The organism is Rhizobium sp. P28RR-XV (assembly GCF_012641385.1).
Classification (GTDB): Bacteria; Pseudomonadota; Alphaproteobacteria; order Rhizobiales; family Rhizobiaceae; genus Rhizobium.
Genome location: NZ_JABAIG010000008.1, coordinates 23,384 through 36,674 on the forward strand (window position 1 = coordinate 23,384; position 13,291 = coordinate 36,674).

At 60.6% G+C, this 13,291-nt stretch carries 14 protein-coding genes; 10 read left to right on the plus strand and 4 right to left on the minus strand.

The features are described 5' to 3' along the window. Positions 1 to 8: 8 nt before the first annotated feature. Entirely contained in the window at positions 9 to 1,043 is a 1,035-nt protein-coding gene (locus HGP12_RS17710) for a sterol desaturase family protein (RefSeq protein ID WP_168840124.1), read from the plus strand. A gap of 182 nt (positions 1,044 to 1,225) precedes the next feature. Here the strand turns inward: HGP12_RS17710 and HGP12_RS34830 are convergent, their stop codons facing one another. Then, positions 1,226 to 1,723 (minus strand): hypothetical protein, encoded by a 498-nt coding sequence (locus HGP12_RS34830; protein ID WP_409527223.1) that lies wholly within the window; start codon positions 1,721 to 1,723, stop codon positions 1,226 to 1,228. 186 nt (positions 1,724 to 1,909) lie between these two features. Then, positions 1,910 to 2,050, minus strand: coding sequence for a LacI family DNA-binding transcriptional regulator (locus HGP12_RS34835; protein ID WP_409527224.1), 141 nt, complete (start codon positions 2,048 to 2,050; stop codon positions 1,910 to 1,912). 178 nt (positions 2,051 to 2,228) lie between these two features. On the opposite strand from HGP12_RS34835, the gene HGP12_RS17720 reads away from it, so the two are divergent. From HGP12_RS17720 to HGP12_RS17730, 3 genes are all read left to right on the plus strand, one after another. Then, a complete protein-coding gene (locus HGP12_RS17720; protein WP_168840125.1) occupies positions 2,229 to 2,546 on the plus strand; it encodes a MocE family 2Fe-2S type ferredoxin in 318 nt (105 codons plus the stop codon). Next, on the plus strand, positions 2,543 to 3,823 hold the full coding sequence (locus tag HGP12_RS17725; protein WP_168879516.1) for an NAD(P)/FAD-dependent oxidoreductase: 1,281 nt from the start codon (positions 2,543 to 2,545) through the stop codon (positions 3,821 to 3,823). Before HGP12_RS17720 ends, HGP12_RS17725 begins: the two co-directional genes overlap by 4 nt. 128 nt (positions 3,824 to 3,951) lie before the next feature. After that, complete coding sequence (locus HGP12_RS17730; protein WP_168879517.1) at positions 3,952 to 4,185, plus strand: tautomerase family protein; 234 nt, start codon at positions 3,952 to 3,954, stop codon at positions 4,183 to 4,185. Here HGP12_RS17730 and HGP12_RS17735 read toward each other — a convergent pair. Continuing rightward, on the minus strand, positions 4,167 to 4,871 hold the full coding sequence (locus HGP12_RS17735) for an HAD-IA family hydrolase (RefSeq protein ID WP_168879518.1): 705 nt from the start codon (positions 4,869 to 4,871) through the stop codon (positions 4,167 to 4,169). The two genes, HGP12_RS17730 and HGP12_RS17735, sit on opposite strands and share 19 nt — an antisense overlap. Continuing rightward, positions 4,868 to 5,788: a sugar-binding transcriptional regulator gene (locus tag HGP12_RS17740; protein ID WP_205926524.1), complete on the minus strand. Its 921-nt coding sequence runs from the start codon at positions 5,786 to 5,788 to the stop codon at positions 4,868 to 4,870. Before HGP12_RS17740 ends, HGP12_RS17735 begins: the two co-directional genes overlap by 4 nt. Positions 5,789 to 6,016: 228 nt before the next feature. Here HGP12_RS17740 and HGP12_RS17745 point away from each other — a divergent pair, with 228 nt between their 5' ends. The 6 genes from HGP12_RS17745 (at position 6,017) to hutH (ending at position 13,285) form a co-directional block, all read left to right on the plus strand. After that, positions 6,017 to 6,958, plus strand: coding sequence for a tagatose-bisphosphate aldolase (locus HGP12_RS17745; protein ID WP_168879519.1), 942 nt, complete (start codon positions 6,017 to 6,019; stop codon positions 6,956 to 6,958). After that, the gene (locus HGP12_RS17750; RefSeq protein WP_168879520.1) at positions 6,951 to 8,360 is read left to right on the plus strand and encodes an ROK family protein; all 1,410 of its coding nucleotides are present in this window, start codon (positions 6,951 to 6,953) and stop codon (positions 8,358 to 8,360) included. The genes HGP12_RS17745 and HGP12_RS17750 overlap by 8 nt, the downstream gene beginning before the upstream one ends. A gap of 227 nt (positions 8,361 to 8,587) precedes the next feature. Beyond that, complete coding sequence (locus HGP12_RS17755) at positions 8,588 to 9,577, plus strand: substrate-binding domain-containing protein (RefSeq protein ID WP_168840131.1); 990 nt, start codon at positions 8,588 to 8,590, stop codon at positions 9,575 to 9,577. Between the two features lie 109 nt (positions 9,578 to 9,686). Beyond that, entirely contained in the window at positions 9,687 to 10,751 is a 1,065-nt protein-coding gene (locus HGP12_RS17760; RefSeq protein WP_168879521.1) for an ABC transporter permease subunit, read from the plus strand. Continuing rightward, complete coding sequence (locus HGP12_RS17765) at positions 10,744 to 11,490, plus strand: ATP-binding cassette domain-containing protein (RefSeq protein ID WP_015343065.1); 747 nt, start codon at positions 10,744 to 10,746, stop codon at positions 11,488 to 11,490. Before HGP12_RS17760 ends, HGP12_RS17765 begins: the two co-directional genes overlap by 8 nt. A 277-nt stretch (positions 11,491 to 11,767) precedes the next feature. Beyond that, on the plus strand, positions 11,768 to 13,285 hold the full coding sequence (gene hutH / locus HGP12_RS17770) for a histidine ammonia-lyase (RefSeq protein ID WP_168879522.1): 1,518 nt from the start codon (positions 11,768 to 11,770) through the stop codon (positions 13,283 to 13,285). Positions 13,286 to 13,291: the final 6 nt, after the last annotated feature.

Sequence of the window (13,291 nt, forward strand, 5' to 3'; positions counted from 1 at the left end):
AGCACATCATGGACGACACGCTCTACGGCAGGCGCGACAAGCGCGGCGACTGGAAACCCAACAAGCTTCTACAATATCCGCCTGTTTTCATCTGGCCGGCGAAACCGGCCGCCTTCCTGAAATGGTTCTTCGGCTATCCAGGCTATCTGATGCCCTGGAATGTGGTCTATGCGATTGTCGCAACGCTGCTGTGGCTCTACGCGACGCCCTCCATGGAGACCATGAAGACGCTGGCGCCGGCCTGGATCGCCTATCTTCTCCTGCGCAATGCCGCACTGGTCTTCCTGTTCTTCGGCGCCTTTCACCTGCGCCTCTATATGCAGAAGAAGCAGGGCACGAGCTTCAAATACAATAGCAAGTGGCCGTCGAAGGATAATTCCGCCTTCCTCTTCAGCAATCAGACCGTCGACAACGTGATCTGGACTTTCGCCAGCGCCGTACCCTTATGGACGGCCTTCGAAGTGCTGACGCTCTGGGCTTTTGCGAACGGCATCATTCCCTATGTCGGTTTTGCCGAACACCCGATCTATTGCACCGTCATCATGCTGCTGATCCCGGCGTTCCGCGATCTGCACTTCTATCTCGTGCATCGCCTGATCCACTGGCCTCCGCTGTACCATACGGTCCATAAGCTGCATCACAACAACGTCAATCCCGGCCCCTGGTCCGGGCTCGCCATGCACCCGGTCGAGCATCTGTTGTATTTCTCGGGCGTGCTCATCCACTGGATCGTACCGTCCAATCCGATCCATGCCCTGTTCCATATGACGCATACCGCCCTTGCGCCCGCGCCCGGCCACGCCGGTTTCGACAAGATCGTCATCGGCGAGGATGCTGGGATCGATACCCATGCTTATGACCATTACCTCCACCACAAGTTTTTCGAATGCAATTATGCCGACGGCGTCATTCCGCTCGACCAATGGTTCGGCACTTTCCACGATGGCTCGAAAGAAGCCGAGGACCGCATGAACAAGCGCTTCATGGAACGCGCCAAGAAATATGCTGAAAAGCAGGCGCGCCGCTCCGGCACGCCGGGCTAGCGGAGAGGCAAAGCATGGCCGGGCTCCTCCGTTCGGGACAACGATCTCAAGGACTTGCCGAGGGAGCTCCGCGCTCCATATGCGACGATTGGGCTCTCCCCCCGCCACCGGTCGAACCGGCCGTTGATGACGGGAAATGCCGGAGCCTGCGGCCCTCCTTCCGCAGGCTCCGGCCCTGTCACTTAGGGGTGACTTGAGGTGAGCCCGATATTTTCCACCGTATAGGTCAGGAACGGTACAGGGTCCTTGTTCACAGGTAGATCAATGATCCCCATCGCGAGAGAATCGTATTCAGGGCGCGCCTTGCCTGGGGTTTCAGGCGCCTGATCGAAAACGAGCGTCATCAGGCCCGATGCGATGAAGTGGCGGGTTTCATCGTTGAGCTCATGCGTTATCCAGACGAGTTCCCTTCCCCGTTGCTCCTGAAAGCGCTGAAGCACCGAGCCGACACCGAGATTGGCGCCGCCGGCATTGTAAATACCGATAGTATCCGGGCAGCGGTGAAGCGCCTGCGTCATCATCTCGGCGGACTTCACGTCGTCATCCCGGCCGGTGAGATAGGAGACGATCTGGACGACCTCGACGCCGGCGGCGCGGGCCTTTCTGAGGCTCTCACGGATTGCCGGATGATCGACGGCCGCAACGATCAGGCCGTGGCGGCGAATGCAGCTATTGGCCACATGCGCGGCGAATTTCTCGGGATCATTCTCCTCAAGGAAAGTCCGATGGATCGTGATCGAGCTATCCGACGAAGCGGCGATCCGCTCGAAGGCTCGGTTGAGCCTGCTGAAGAACGGCGATTCCGGCCTGACCAGGATCACCTCGATGCGGATCGTGCCGCGATAGAGGCTTGGAATAAGCCCCTTCTAGCCCAGCCGCTTAGCTGCCAGCACCACCTTTTCCGCCGTTTGCGGCCTGACGCTGCCGCGCTCGTTGAGAACGCGCTCCACCGTTGCAAGGCCAACGCCTGCCGCCGCCGCGATATCCACCAGACGGTTCTTTTTCATTCCGCTCCTCCTTGAGGAAAAATGATCATAATCGGCGTGGAATGTGAAGGGCAATCTCGCGCATGCTTGGAACCAGCCGGGAGGAGAAAACGATGCGCGATCAAGGCGCAACGTCAACTTGCTCCCAAGAGTTGGCGACGGTTTTCGCGCTTTGCGAGATTGCAATGAGGAGGAAGAAATGACCACATGGGTTGATGCATGTGCTGCCAGCGAAGTCGATCAGGAGGATGTCGTCCGCTTCGATCACTCCGGACGAACCTTCGCCATCTATCGTAGCCCCGACGACGAGTATTTCGCGACCGATGGCCTTTGCACGCATGAAAAGATCCATCTGGCTGATGGGCTCGTCATGGACGACATCATCGAGTGTCCGAAGCACAATGGCCGCTTCAGCTACAAGACAGGCGAGGCTCGCGGCGCGCCGGTGTGCGTCAATCTGAAAACCTACCCGGTCAGAGTGGAAGGCGATCGTATCATGATCGGGATCGAGGCATGAGCAGCGATACGGGTATCATCATCGTCGGTGCCGGGGAATGCGGCGCACGCGCCGCGTTGAGCTTGAGGGAGAATGGCTATCGGCAGGCAATCACCCTTATCGGCGACGAGGTTCATCTCCCCTACGAGCGGCCGCCTCTTTCCAAGCAGGTTCTGCTCGACGAAGCCACGCCGCAAGCGTCGGCCGTTCTCAGCGATATCATGCTCGGCGAGCGGGCGATCCGGCATATCATCGGCGCATCGGCGAGCGACATAGACATCGTGGGGAAACAGTTGGTCCTCTCGGATGGCCGGGCACTGCCCTATGACAAATTGCTGCTGACGACAGGCGCCGCACCCCGGCGATTGTCGAACGCACCCACCAGCGGACGCATATTTTATCTGAGGACCTTCGACGACGCGTTGGCGCTTCGTTCCAGGCTGCGGGCCGATATGCACGTCGCCGTGCTTGGCGGCGGCTTCATCGGCCTGGAGGTCGCCGCCTCGGCGCGCAGTCGCGGAGCCAAGGTAACGGTCATCGAGTCGCAGGAGCGCATTCTCAAGCGCGGTGTGCCCGAGCCGATTGCCGAAACGATGACTGCCCTGCATCGGCGTAACGGCGTCGTCGTGAAATGCGGCGTGACGGTTCTCGGGCTCGAAGCGGACGAACAGCGTGTTGCCATCTTCCTCTCCGAGGGAGATATGATCTCGGCGGATGTTCTGGTCGTCGGAATCGGCGCGCAGCCGCGCATCGAGCTTGCCGCTCAGGCCGGGATTGCGGTCGACAACGGCATTGCGGTCAACGAGCGCCTGGAGACGTCGGTGACGGATATCTATGCCGCCGGTGACCGCTGTTCGTTTCCGCATCCCCTATACGGCGGACGCCGGCTGCGCCTCGAAGCCTGGCGCAATGCGCAGGATCAGGGCATCCTTGCAGCCGCCAATCTGACAGGCGCGGCGCGCAGCTATCAGGCCGTTCCCTATTTCTGGTCCGACCAATACGATCATACGCTTCAGATCGCCGGCCTCGCCGATGAAGGACAAATGGTCGTTCGACGGGACCTTGGCGACGGCGCATTCATCCTGTTTCATCTTGATGGCGAACGGCGGCTGGTCGCCGCAAGCGGCGTCGGTCCCGGCAATAAAATTGCCAGGGACATCAAGCTGAGCGAGATGTTGATCGCCAAGCGCGTCATTCCGCCGATCGAGGCTTTGGCGGCCAGCGTGAACCTGAAGTCTCTCTTGCCAAACGCAGCGCAAGAGATCGCTGTTTTGTCAATTCATGAGCAGACGACATAAGTGCTTGCCGTCTTCACTCCCTAATTGCGCAGGCTAACCTCACTATATCTCTTTCTGCCCTGACGGGCTGGCTGTGACGTGGTCGTCGCATTGTTGGACCGGCAGCATCGTCTACGAGGAGAATATTGATGCCCCATGTGATCTTGAAAATGGTGTCGGGACGAACCGAGACACAGAAGCGAACCGTGGCTGAACGCCTGACCAGAGTTATCGTCGAGACGCTCGGCGTCGATGACGACTCGGTGTCCGTCGCGATAGAAGACGTCGCCATGGCCGATTGGACTAAAAGTGTCTATGTCCCGGATATTCAAGCCAAGCCCGACACAATCTATAAGAAGCCCGGTTATGACCCATTTCCATAAGGTGGACGGGTCGGCATATTTGAGAGAGGCTTTCCAGAGAGACGCAGAGCGCCGCCCGAGCCGATGTCCAGAGCGAGCCTCTCATAATCCTCAACGCTCGGATGCCGCGTCAGCAGCGGTGCCCGATGGGTCGCGCTGATGACGAGCACGGAAGCACCTGACGCTTCCGCTGCCTCTATGCCTGCAAGTGCATCCTCAAAAACAAGACAGTTTTCAATAGGTTGTTCCAATGTTTTCGCAGCAAGAATGAAGCAATCCGGTGCCGGCTTGCCGCTCTGCACATCCTCGCCGGCGATCAGAACCGGCGGCCAGGGGAGCCCGGCTGCTTTGAGGCGAACCCTCGCTAACTCTCGCGGAGCGGAAGTCACGATCGCCCACCGGTCTCGCGGCAGGCTTTTCAGGAAGTCGATGGCGCCCGCAATCGGTTCGACGCCGGCAACGTCATCGATTTCGGCCTGCGTGAGGATTCTGGCCTCTTCGGCGGGATCGATCCCCGACAGGCCAAGCCGGGTAATCGTCTCGATCGCCTTGCGGCCGTGAACGGTCGCCAGCAGACTGACGGCGTCGACGCCGCGTCTCTCCGCCCATGCGGTCCAGACCCGTTCGCCGTTCGCAATCGAATTGAGGACGGTTCCGTCCATGTCGAACAGGAAGGCGCCGAATGAGCGGTCGTCAAAGCGCATCATGATCGATCCTCGGCTTTTTGATTGGATGACAGGCGATCGAGAATGGCTTGAGCGGTGTTGGCGTCGGTGACCAAAGCATTGATCATTCCCGATCGGGCCGCTCCAATGATGCCGCTTGCCTTACCAGGGGTCGCTGCGACCGCGATACAGAGCGGCACCTTGCGCAATTGCTCGGGCGAGGCCGCAATCATGCCCTCCTCTCCATCCCAATGCAGGACTTCGCCGGCCTCGGTGACATAGTGGCGAAGGACGTCGCCGGCGGCATGGCTCAGCGCCTTTTCGCCCGGCAACGCCGTTTCCGAAGGGTTTGCGGCATGCGTCAATCCGACACCGACGATCGCTGCATCCAGCCTGTCCCAAAGGGACGTCACCTGTTGCACGGTAGGGTCACCCAGAAACGCGTCCCGGAGTTCGGCCGAGGAAATATACGGCGCATGCAGGAAGTGCGGCACGCCTCCCATTTGGGCTGCCGCCTGGCGCACGAATTCATTGATCTGGAAGTGTGGAGCTGCCTGCTGCATGCCGCCGTTCAGCGCGACCGTGACAATGCCGGGCAATTGCGGCAGGCCGGCCAATGTCACCTCGCGAACCGCCCTTCCCCAACCAATGCCCAAGGTCGAACCCGAGCGCAGGCCGGCCTGTTGCAGAAGTGAGCCGACCGGTGCGGCGAGCGCGCTCAGCACGTTTGACGACGACGCATCGATCACGGCGGCGGTGCGCAATTTCAGGCCGTCGATCAGCGCGGCACTCAGATCCTCCGCGGGTGAAAGATCGATCACCTCTATCCTGACGATCCCGATCGCCCGGGCTCGCTGCAGCAATCGCGAAACCGTCGCCGTCGATAGACCCAACTTCCTGGCGATATCCACCTGCGACATGTCGGACTGGTAATGCAATTTGGCGACCGTATGCAGCAAAGCGCGATTTGCCGCAGCCTCCTGCGATTGAGACGAATTCAGGTTGAAATTCCTTTCTGCAATGTGTTACAGATACGGCACTTGAGGAGTTATCGCTTAAAAAGGCCGGTTTCGCAACGTTTATACCGCGCATGAGAGCCCTCAATTTCAAGAGCAATGCCCTCTTCGGGGAGTGGAGAAGGCGTGTGCGGATGGGTGCCGTTTCGAAGCGGCTGGAGGAAGAATCATATGACGAAATTGACGACAGCGGAGATGCGCGGCTACCAGCAGATTTGTGGTAGCGACGGCGCCATGATGGTGATTGCCTGCGATCAGCGCGGCGGCATGCGCAGCCTTCTGGCCAAGGACCCAGCCGAACAGGCAGCCATCTCAGACCAGGTGCTGGGCGACACGAAGGCCGATATCGCCCGCTTCCTGGCAAGCAAGGCGTCCTGCGTGTTGGTCGATCCGATCTGCGCCGTGCCGGCGCTGGTCGATGACCGCGTTCTTCAACGCGATACCGCGCTGCTGATCGGCCTCGATGCGTCGGGCTGGGATACCTCGCCGGAGGGCTATCGTCTGTCGAAGCTGGTTCCCGGCATTTCCGCGCGCCGCGTGCGGCAGTTAGGTGCGACCGGCGGCAAGATCATGGTCTATCTGCGCTCGGATCGCGATGCGGCGAATGTCCATAATATGCAGATCCTGAAGCAATGCATCGAAGACTTTGCTCACGAAGATCTTTTGCTTGTTGTTGAATTCCTGACCTACAAATTCGAGGGTGAGGACGAGGCCGAGCATAAGGCGAAGCTGCCCTCTCTGATCGTCGGTGGCAGCAAGATCTGCCTGGATCTTGGCGCAAAAGTTCTGAAGATCCCCTATCCGGGATCGTCGGAGGCCTGTGCCGAAGTCACGCGCCTTGCGCGCGACGTGCCGTGGGCAGTGCTGTCGGCCGGTGTCGACCATGCAACCTTCCTGACGCAGGTGGAGGATGCCATGCGCAACGGCGCCTCAGGCGTCATCGCCGGCCGTTCGCTGTGGAAGGATTGCATCTCGCTCGACCGTTCGGTGACGAAAGATCGGCTGGAGACGGTCGCGGTGCCAAGGCTTCGCGAAATCCAGGCCGTCATCGCAACGCACTTCAAGGGCGCAGGCTCGCACGGCGCTGATCAAAGGCAGCGCGCCCATGGCTGACATCGCCATCGGCGTCGATATTGGCGGCACGAATATTCGTGCCGCCCTCGTCTCCGCTCGCGGCGAGATTCTTGCCAAACTGTCGGAACGAACCCCGACCGATCCCTTGCAGGTGCTGGAGCGCGTCGTCGCAATGGCACGCGAACTCGACAGAGCCGAAGTCTTAGGGATCGGCGTTGGCATACCCGGGCGGGTCGATGTCGACAGTCGCGAGATCCTGTCCGGCGGCATCCTCAACCTCGCCGGCCTCGACTTCGTGCGGCGGATCGAGGCAGCCCTTGGAAAGCCGGTCGTCGTAGAGAATGATTGCAGCATGGCGCTGATTGCCGAAATGCGGATCGGTGGCGCCAAGGGCTATCGGAATGTCGCGATGTTGACGATTGGGACGGGCATTGGCGGCGCTGTCGCCCAGGCCGGGCGCATTTATCACGGACACAGGGCAGCCGGACAGCTCGGCCACATCTGCGTGTCTCAGGACGGTCCGCCCTGCCCTTGTGGCCGGCGCGGTTGCGTCGAAACCTTTAGTTCCGGAACCGCGCTGCGGCGTCACATCGCCGAAGCGGGATTGTCCGTTGTGACGATCGGGGAAATTTTCAGCATGGCAGCCGATGGAGACGAGACAGCGGTGCGCGTCTTGCGCCAATGGGCAGTCCCCTTGCGGGCTGCACTCGACAATATCGCGGCAACGATGGATCCCGAAGTCATCCTGCTTGGCGGCGGGCTCGGCTGCGACGCGGCGCGCGCGCTTGCAGACCTGCCGGCGGTAGCACCTTGGTTCTGCCCCACAATATTGCCGGCGAAACTTGCCGACGATGCCGGCGTGATCGGCGCAGGCCTGTCGATTTTCGTCGATGAAGTCGCGCAGGGAAAACGGGCCGTCCTGGTCAACGGCGTGCCGGCCTCTGGGAAAAGCCGTCTTGCCAAGGCTTTGTCCCAGCGAACCGGCTGGCCGATCCTGTCTCTCGACGGTATCAAAAACCCCTTTCTCCAGCATATCGGACCAGTCGACCGCGACTTCAACCGGACCCTGGGAAAGGCGAGCTATCAGGCGATCTGGTCTGTCATCACGCAGGCTCCGGCCGGCTCGACCTTCATCGTCGATGCCTGGTTCGGTTTCCAGCCGAAAGCCCAACTCGAAAGCTATATCAGCGCCGCGAAGATCGGGCATGTCGCCGAGCTATGGTGCAAGGTGCCCGGGCCGGTTGCCGGCGAGCGTTACGCCGGCCGACTGGAGCATCGATTGCCAGGCCATCCGGGTGCCGAATATGTACCGGAACTGATAGCACTTGCCGATCGGGCCGAGCCGATGGGCTGCGGTGCCGTGATGACGGTGGACCAGACCAAGGAGCCGGACATGAACGCGATCCTGGCCTGGGTTTGGCGTGTGTTCGACCGCGAATAATAAGTCGCCGTCCGGGATGGACGGGACAAATGCGTGATGATGCCGAACGTCGTGCGACGCTATGTCTCCCGGCGGATAATGATATTGCGGCTACCATCGAATTGTTTAAGTATATCAATTGGGTAAAAGAAATTCCTTGCAGAAAAAAATTGCTTGACGCGCCGTGGTAACCCACTGATTATCGCTGTGCCGGACAGGGGAGGTTCGGTCTCAAGAGGAGGAAAATTATGGAGCGCCGCTCATTTCTTAAGGCTTCGGCCGTGGCATCGCTCGCGACAGGTGTTGCGGCCGTCGCCGGCACCACCAGAGCAGCAGACAAGAAGTTTACGATTGCCCTTATTCCGGGTCTGACGACCGATGCTTTCTACATCACTATGCGCAAGGGCGCCGAGGCCGCGGCCAAAGCCGTCGGTGCGACGCTGGTGTTTCAAGGCGGCCCCGATTTCAACCCGGTGACACAGGTGCCGGTTCTCGACGCGGTGATCGCCAAAAAGCCCGACGCTATCCTCATCGCTCCAACTGACAAGGATCAGTTGGTCCAGCCGCTGAAGAAGGCCGAGGATGCCGGCATCCCGATCATCACCGTTGATACCTTCATCGGTACGGGCGTGTATCAGACGGGCAAAGGCGATGCCGATTTTCCGCTGGCCTACATCGCTTCTGACAACCTGCTCGGCGGCGCGATTGCCGCACGAGCGCTGGCAAAAGCCGTCGGCGAAAAAGGCAAGGTCTACGTTTCCAACGTCAAGCCCGGTATTTCAACCACCGACCAGCGCGAGCAGGGCTTCAAGGAGGAAATGAAGAAGTATCCGAACATCACCGTTCTGGAGACCCAGTACAACGATGACGACGCCAACAAGGCGGCATCGCAGCTGCAGGCGGTCTTTGCCCGCAACTCCGATCTTGACGGTGTCTTCGGCGCCAATCTATTCTCCGCCCTCGGTGCCGCCAACGGCGTGCAGCAGGCTGGCCAAACGGGCAAAATCCGCGTCGTGGCCTTCGATGCGCCGACGTCGATCGTGGACAACATCAACTCCGGCCTCGTCGATTTGGCAATCGCACAGCACCCGGCTGAAATCGGCTATTTCGGCGTGATGGCAGCCTATGCGCACCTGACCGGCAATTCGATCCCGACGGCGATCGGCACCGGCTTTACGGTCATCGACAAATCGAACGTTACCGACAAGAATGTCGCGAAGTTCATCTACTCCGATTAGTCCGGAGATAGTCTGTGCCTCGCCGAAGGGCGAGGCACATCATCCAACGATGATAGAGCGAACGGCGCCCTAAGCTTCGCGCCTTCAACGCTTCAGTTTGGACCAGTCCATGACAATCGACAATGCAGAGATCCGCAAGGCGGATCACCACGTGGCGCCTCAGGCGGACCACGGCGACCAAGCAAAAACCTTCCTAAATCGCATCGCGCAATTGCGCGCGTGGCTCTTTCTTGCCGCGCTGATCGTTGCTTTCGAGATCTGGGCGCGGATCGATTTCGGCGGCACCTTCATCGGCTCGAGCTTCAACTGGCAGTCCGTCGCGGTCTTCGCGGTGGCGCCGCTGCTGCTAGCGATCGGGCAGACCTTTGTCATCATTTCCGGCGGCATCGATCTGTCGACCGGCTTCATCATGGGCCTTGCCGCCGTCGTCGCCGCGCATATCGCCACTATCGCCGGGCTCTACATGCCCCTGCCGATAGCGATGGTATTCGGCATTCTCGTCGCCATGCTGGCCGCCGCAGTCCCCGGCTTGATCAACGGTCTGCTGATCTCCCGTCTCAAGGTTCCGCCATTCATCGGCACGCTTGGCATGTTCGGCGTCGCGCGTGGCACGGCCTTCCTGATTGCCGGCGGCACCACCGTGCCGGTCAAGAATTCTTATTTCGCCGAACTCGGCAATGGGCGGTTCTACGGCGTGCCCTATCTCGTCATCGTCACGCTCGTCTTCGTGGTGATCATGCATTACCTGCTGAGCCAGACACGTTTCGGCCAGCATAACTACGCCATCGGCGCCAATGCGCAGGCCGCGCGCCGCGCCGGCATCGACATCAAATCCCACCTGCTGCGGCTCTATATTCTTTCGGCCGTCTGCGCAGGCTTGGGCGGCGCGCTCTATGCGGCCCGTTTCACCGCGGGCGCGGCCCAGGCAGGCGAGCCTCTGCTGCTCGATAGTGTGGCTGCCGTCGTCATCGGCGGCGCGAGCCTGTTCGGCGGTTCCGGCACGATCGTCGGCACCATTGCCGGCGCGCTTGTCATCGCCGTCATCCAGTACGGCCTCGTCTTCATGAACGTGGAGCCGTTCTGGCAGTTCATCGCCGTCGGCATCGTCATCATCATTTCGGTGCTTATCGACCAGGCTCAGCGCCGGTTCAGCGGAGCGAAACAGGATGAATAGTGCAACTCCCCTCCTCGAGGTCCGCAATCTCTCGCGCTATTTCGGCGCGGTGCGTGCCCTCGACAATTGCTCCATGGTCGTGCGGCCCGGTGAGGTCGTGGCGCTTGCTGGCGATAACGGTGCCGGCAAGACGACGATGATCAAGGCGATCTCCGGCGTCTATCCGCCAACCGCGGGCGAAATCCTGATCGAGGGCAAGCCCGTCACCTTCTCGTCGCCGCAGGATGCGCGCGAGAAAGGTATCGAGACGATCTACCAGGATCTGGCGCTGGCCGACAATCTGACGATCGGTTCTAACATCTTCCTTGGGCGCGAACCGATGAAGAAGCTCTTCGGCTTTCTGCCAGTTCTCGACCGGAAGGCCATGGCGGAAGCGGCGCGCAAGACGATGGCGGAGCTCGATTTCCATGTGAAGCGGCTTGACGCACCGGTCAGCAACTTCTCCGGCGGCCAGCGTCAGGCGGTCGCGATCGGACGCGCGGTTTATTGGAATGCCCGCATTCTGGTCATGGACGAGCCGACGGCGGCGCTCGGCGTGCCGGAACAGCGCAAGGTCGTGGCCCTGATCAAGTCGCTGAAGGCGCAAGGGCGCGGCGTCATCTTCATCTCGCACAACCTGCAGGACATTTTCGCGGTCTCCGACCGTATCGTCGTCCTGCGGCGCGGGATCGTGGCCGGCGAACGCAACATCGCCGACACCAATCACGAGGAAGTCGTCAGGCTCATGATCGGCGGTTAAGCCGTCATCGAACCAATTCCGTTCAAATCAAAGTGATAGCGATAACGTCTGATCGCTATCACTTTTTTGTTTGCATCAGGCCCCTTGGCGCTGCCTGAGCTTTTTCCGGCCGAATATGCCTCGCAATGAGATAGCGTGTTCTTCAATCGATATGACTGTCGCCGGCCACGTGCCGTGCTATGCGTAATATCTGCTATTCCGACGACCAATATCGCCTGGAAGAGCGTTCCGGCGAAGATCGCGGGATACCGAGCGCACGTCTTTGAGGCAAGCAGGAATGAGCAGGACGGATAATATCGTATCCTTCAACGGAGCGCCCCCGACGGCCAACGATATTGCTGCAATCGCGCGGCGCAACGCCAGGATCGCGATTTCGCCTGACGTCAAAGACAAGATCGCCGCCGCCCGCGCTGTCGTTGAACGCTATCTGGCGGCGGACCGGCCCGTTTACGGCTTGACGACAGGATTGGGCGCGAGCGTCGACACTCGCCTCGCGACCGACGACCTGATCGCCTTCCAATTGCGCGTGCCGCAGGCGCGTGCAGTCGGGGTCGGGCCAGCGTTGCCGCGCGAAGCCGTGAGAGCAATGATGGCCGCGCGCATTGCAGGGATGGCGGCAGGCGGCTCCGGCGTGTCGCTCCCGGTTTTCGCTGGTCTCGTCGCTGCTTTGAATGCCGACTTTCATCCAGTCGTGCCATCGCTCGGCTCGATCGGTGCCGCCGATCTCGCGCCTTTGGCGCATATGGCACGGGCTCTGTTAGGAGATGGCGAAGCCGAAGTGGATGGTACGATGATGCCCGCATCGGACGCTCTCTCGAAAGCCGGCCTGAAACCGCTGCCGATCGCGCCAAAGGATGGTCATGTACTCGTCGTCGCCAACAGTCTTTCGGTCGGCAAGGCCTGCCTTTGCATCGAGGATATTGAGCGGCTGTTTGATTGGTCGCATGCGGCTGTTGCGCTGAATTTCGAGGCCTTCCGGGCGAATGTCTCGGCCTTCGACGATCGCGCGCTGGCGGCCCGGCCGGCCTTCGGCCAGCGCGAGGTGGCGGCGAGATTTCGCGAGGTGCTTTTCGGAAGCTCTCTCCTCATGGATGGCGCGGCGCGGCGTCTGCAAGACCCTTTGAGCTATCGCTGCGCTCCACAGGTATGGGGCGCCCTTCTCCATGCGATCGGCGAGGCCCGCGCCGCGACCGAGATCGAACTTGCAAGCTCGAGCGACAATCCTGTCGTGCTGGCCGACGAAGGGCTTATCCTGTCGCATGGGAATTTCGACATGACGGCCTTCGCTCTGGCATGGGAGCGGCTCAGCCAGGCAATCGCTCATTGTGCAGCGGCGACCGCCTATCGAACCATGAAGATTATGTCACCAGGCATATCGGAGCTGCCGCGCTTCCTGACGCCGCTCGGACAGAGCAGAACCGGTTTTTCCACCGTGCAGAAAACGGTCTCGGCACTCGAAGCCGAGATACGGCATCTGGCGATCCCGGTCTCGCTCACGCCCATTCCCGTTGCGGACGGCCTCGAGGATCAGGCATCCATGGCACCGAGCGTTCTGTCTAAGATCGAAGCGATGATTGAGCGGTTTCGCTATCTCGTGGCTATCGAGCTTGTCGCATCCGCCCAGGCCGTCGAACTGCGCGGTGTAGCGGGCGAGCTTGGTGGCGGGACGCAGCACGCCTATCGAAAAGTGCGCGAAATGGTCGCGCCGCTGGAGGAAGATCGTGCGCAGGGGCCTGATTTTCAGAGACTGTCGGAATTCATCATGAATGCCGATGCCAAGGAGACGAATTCTTGATCGATA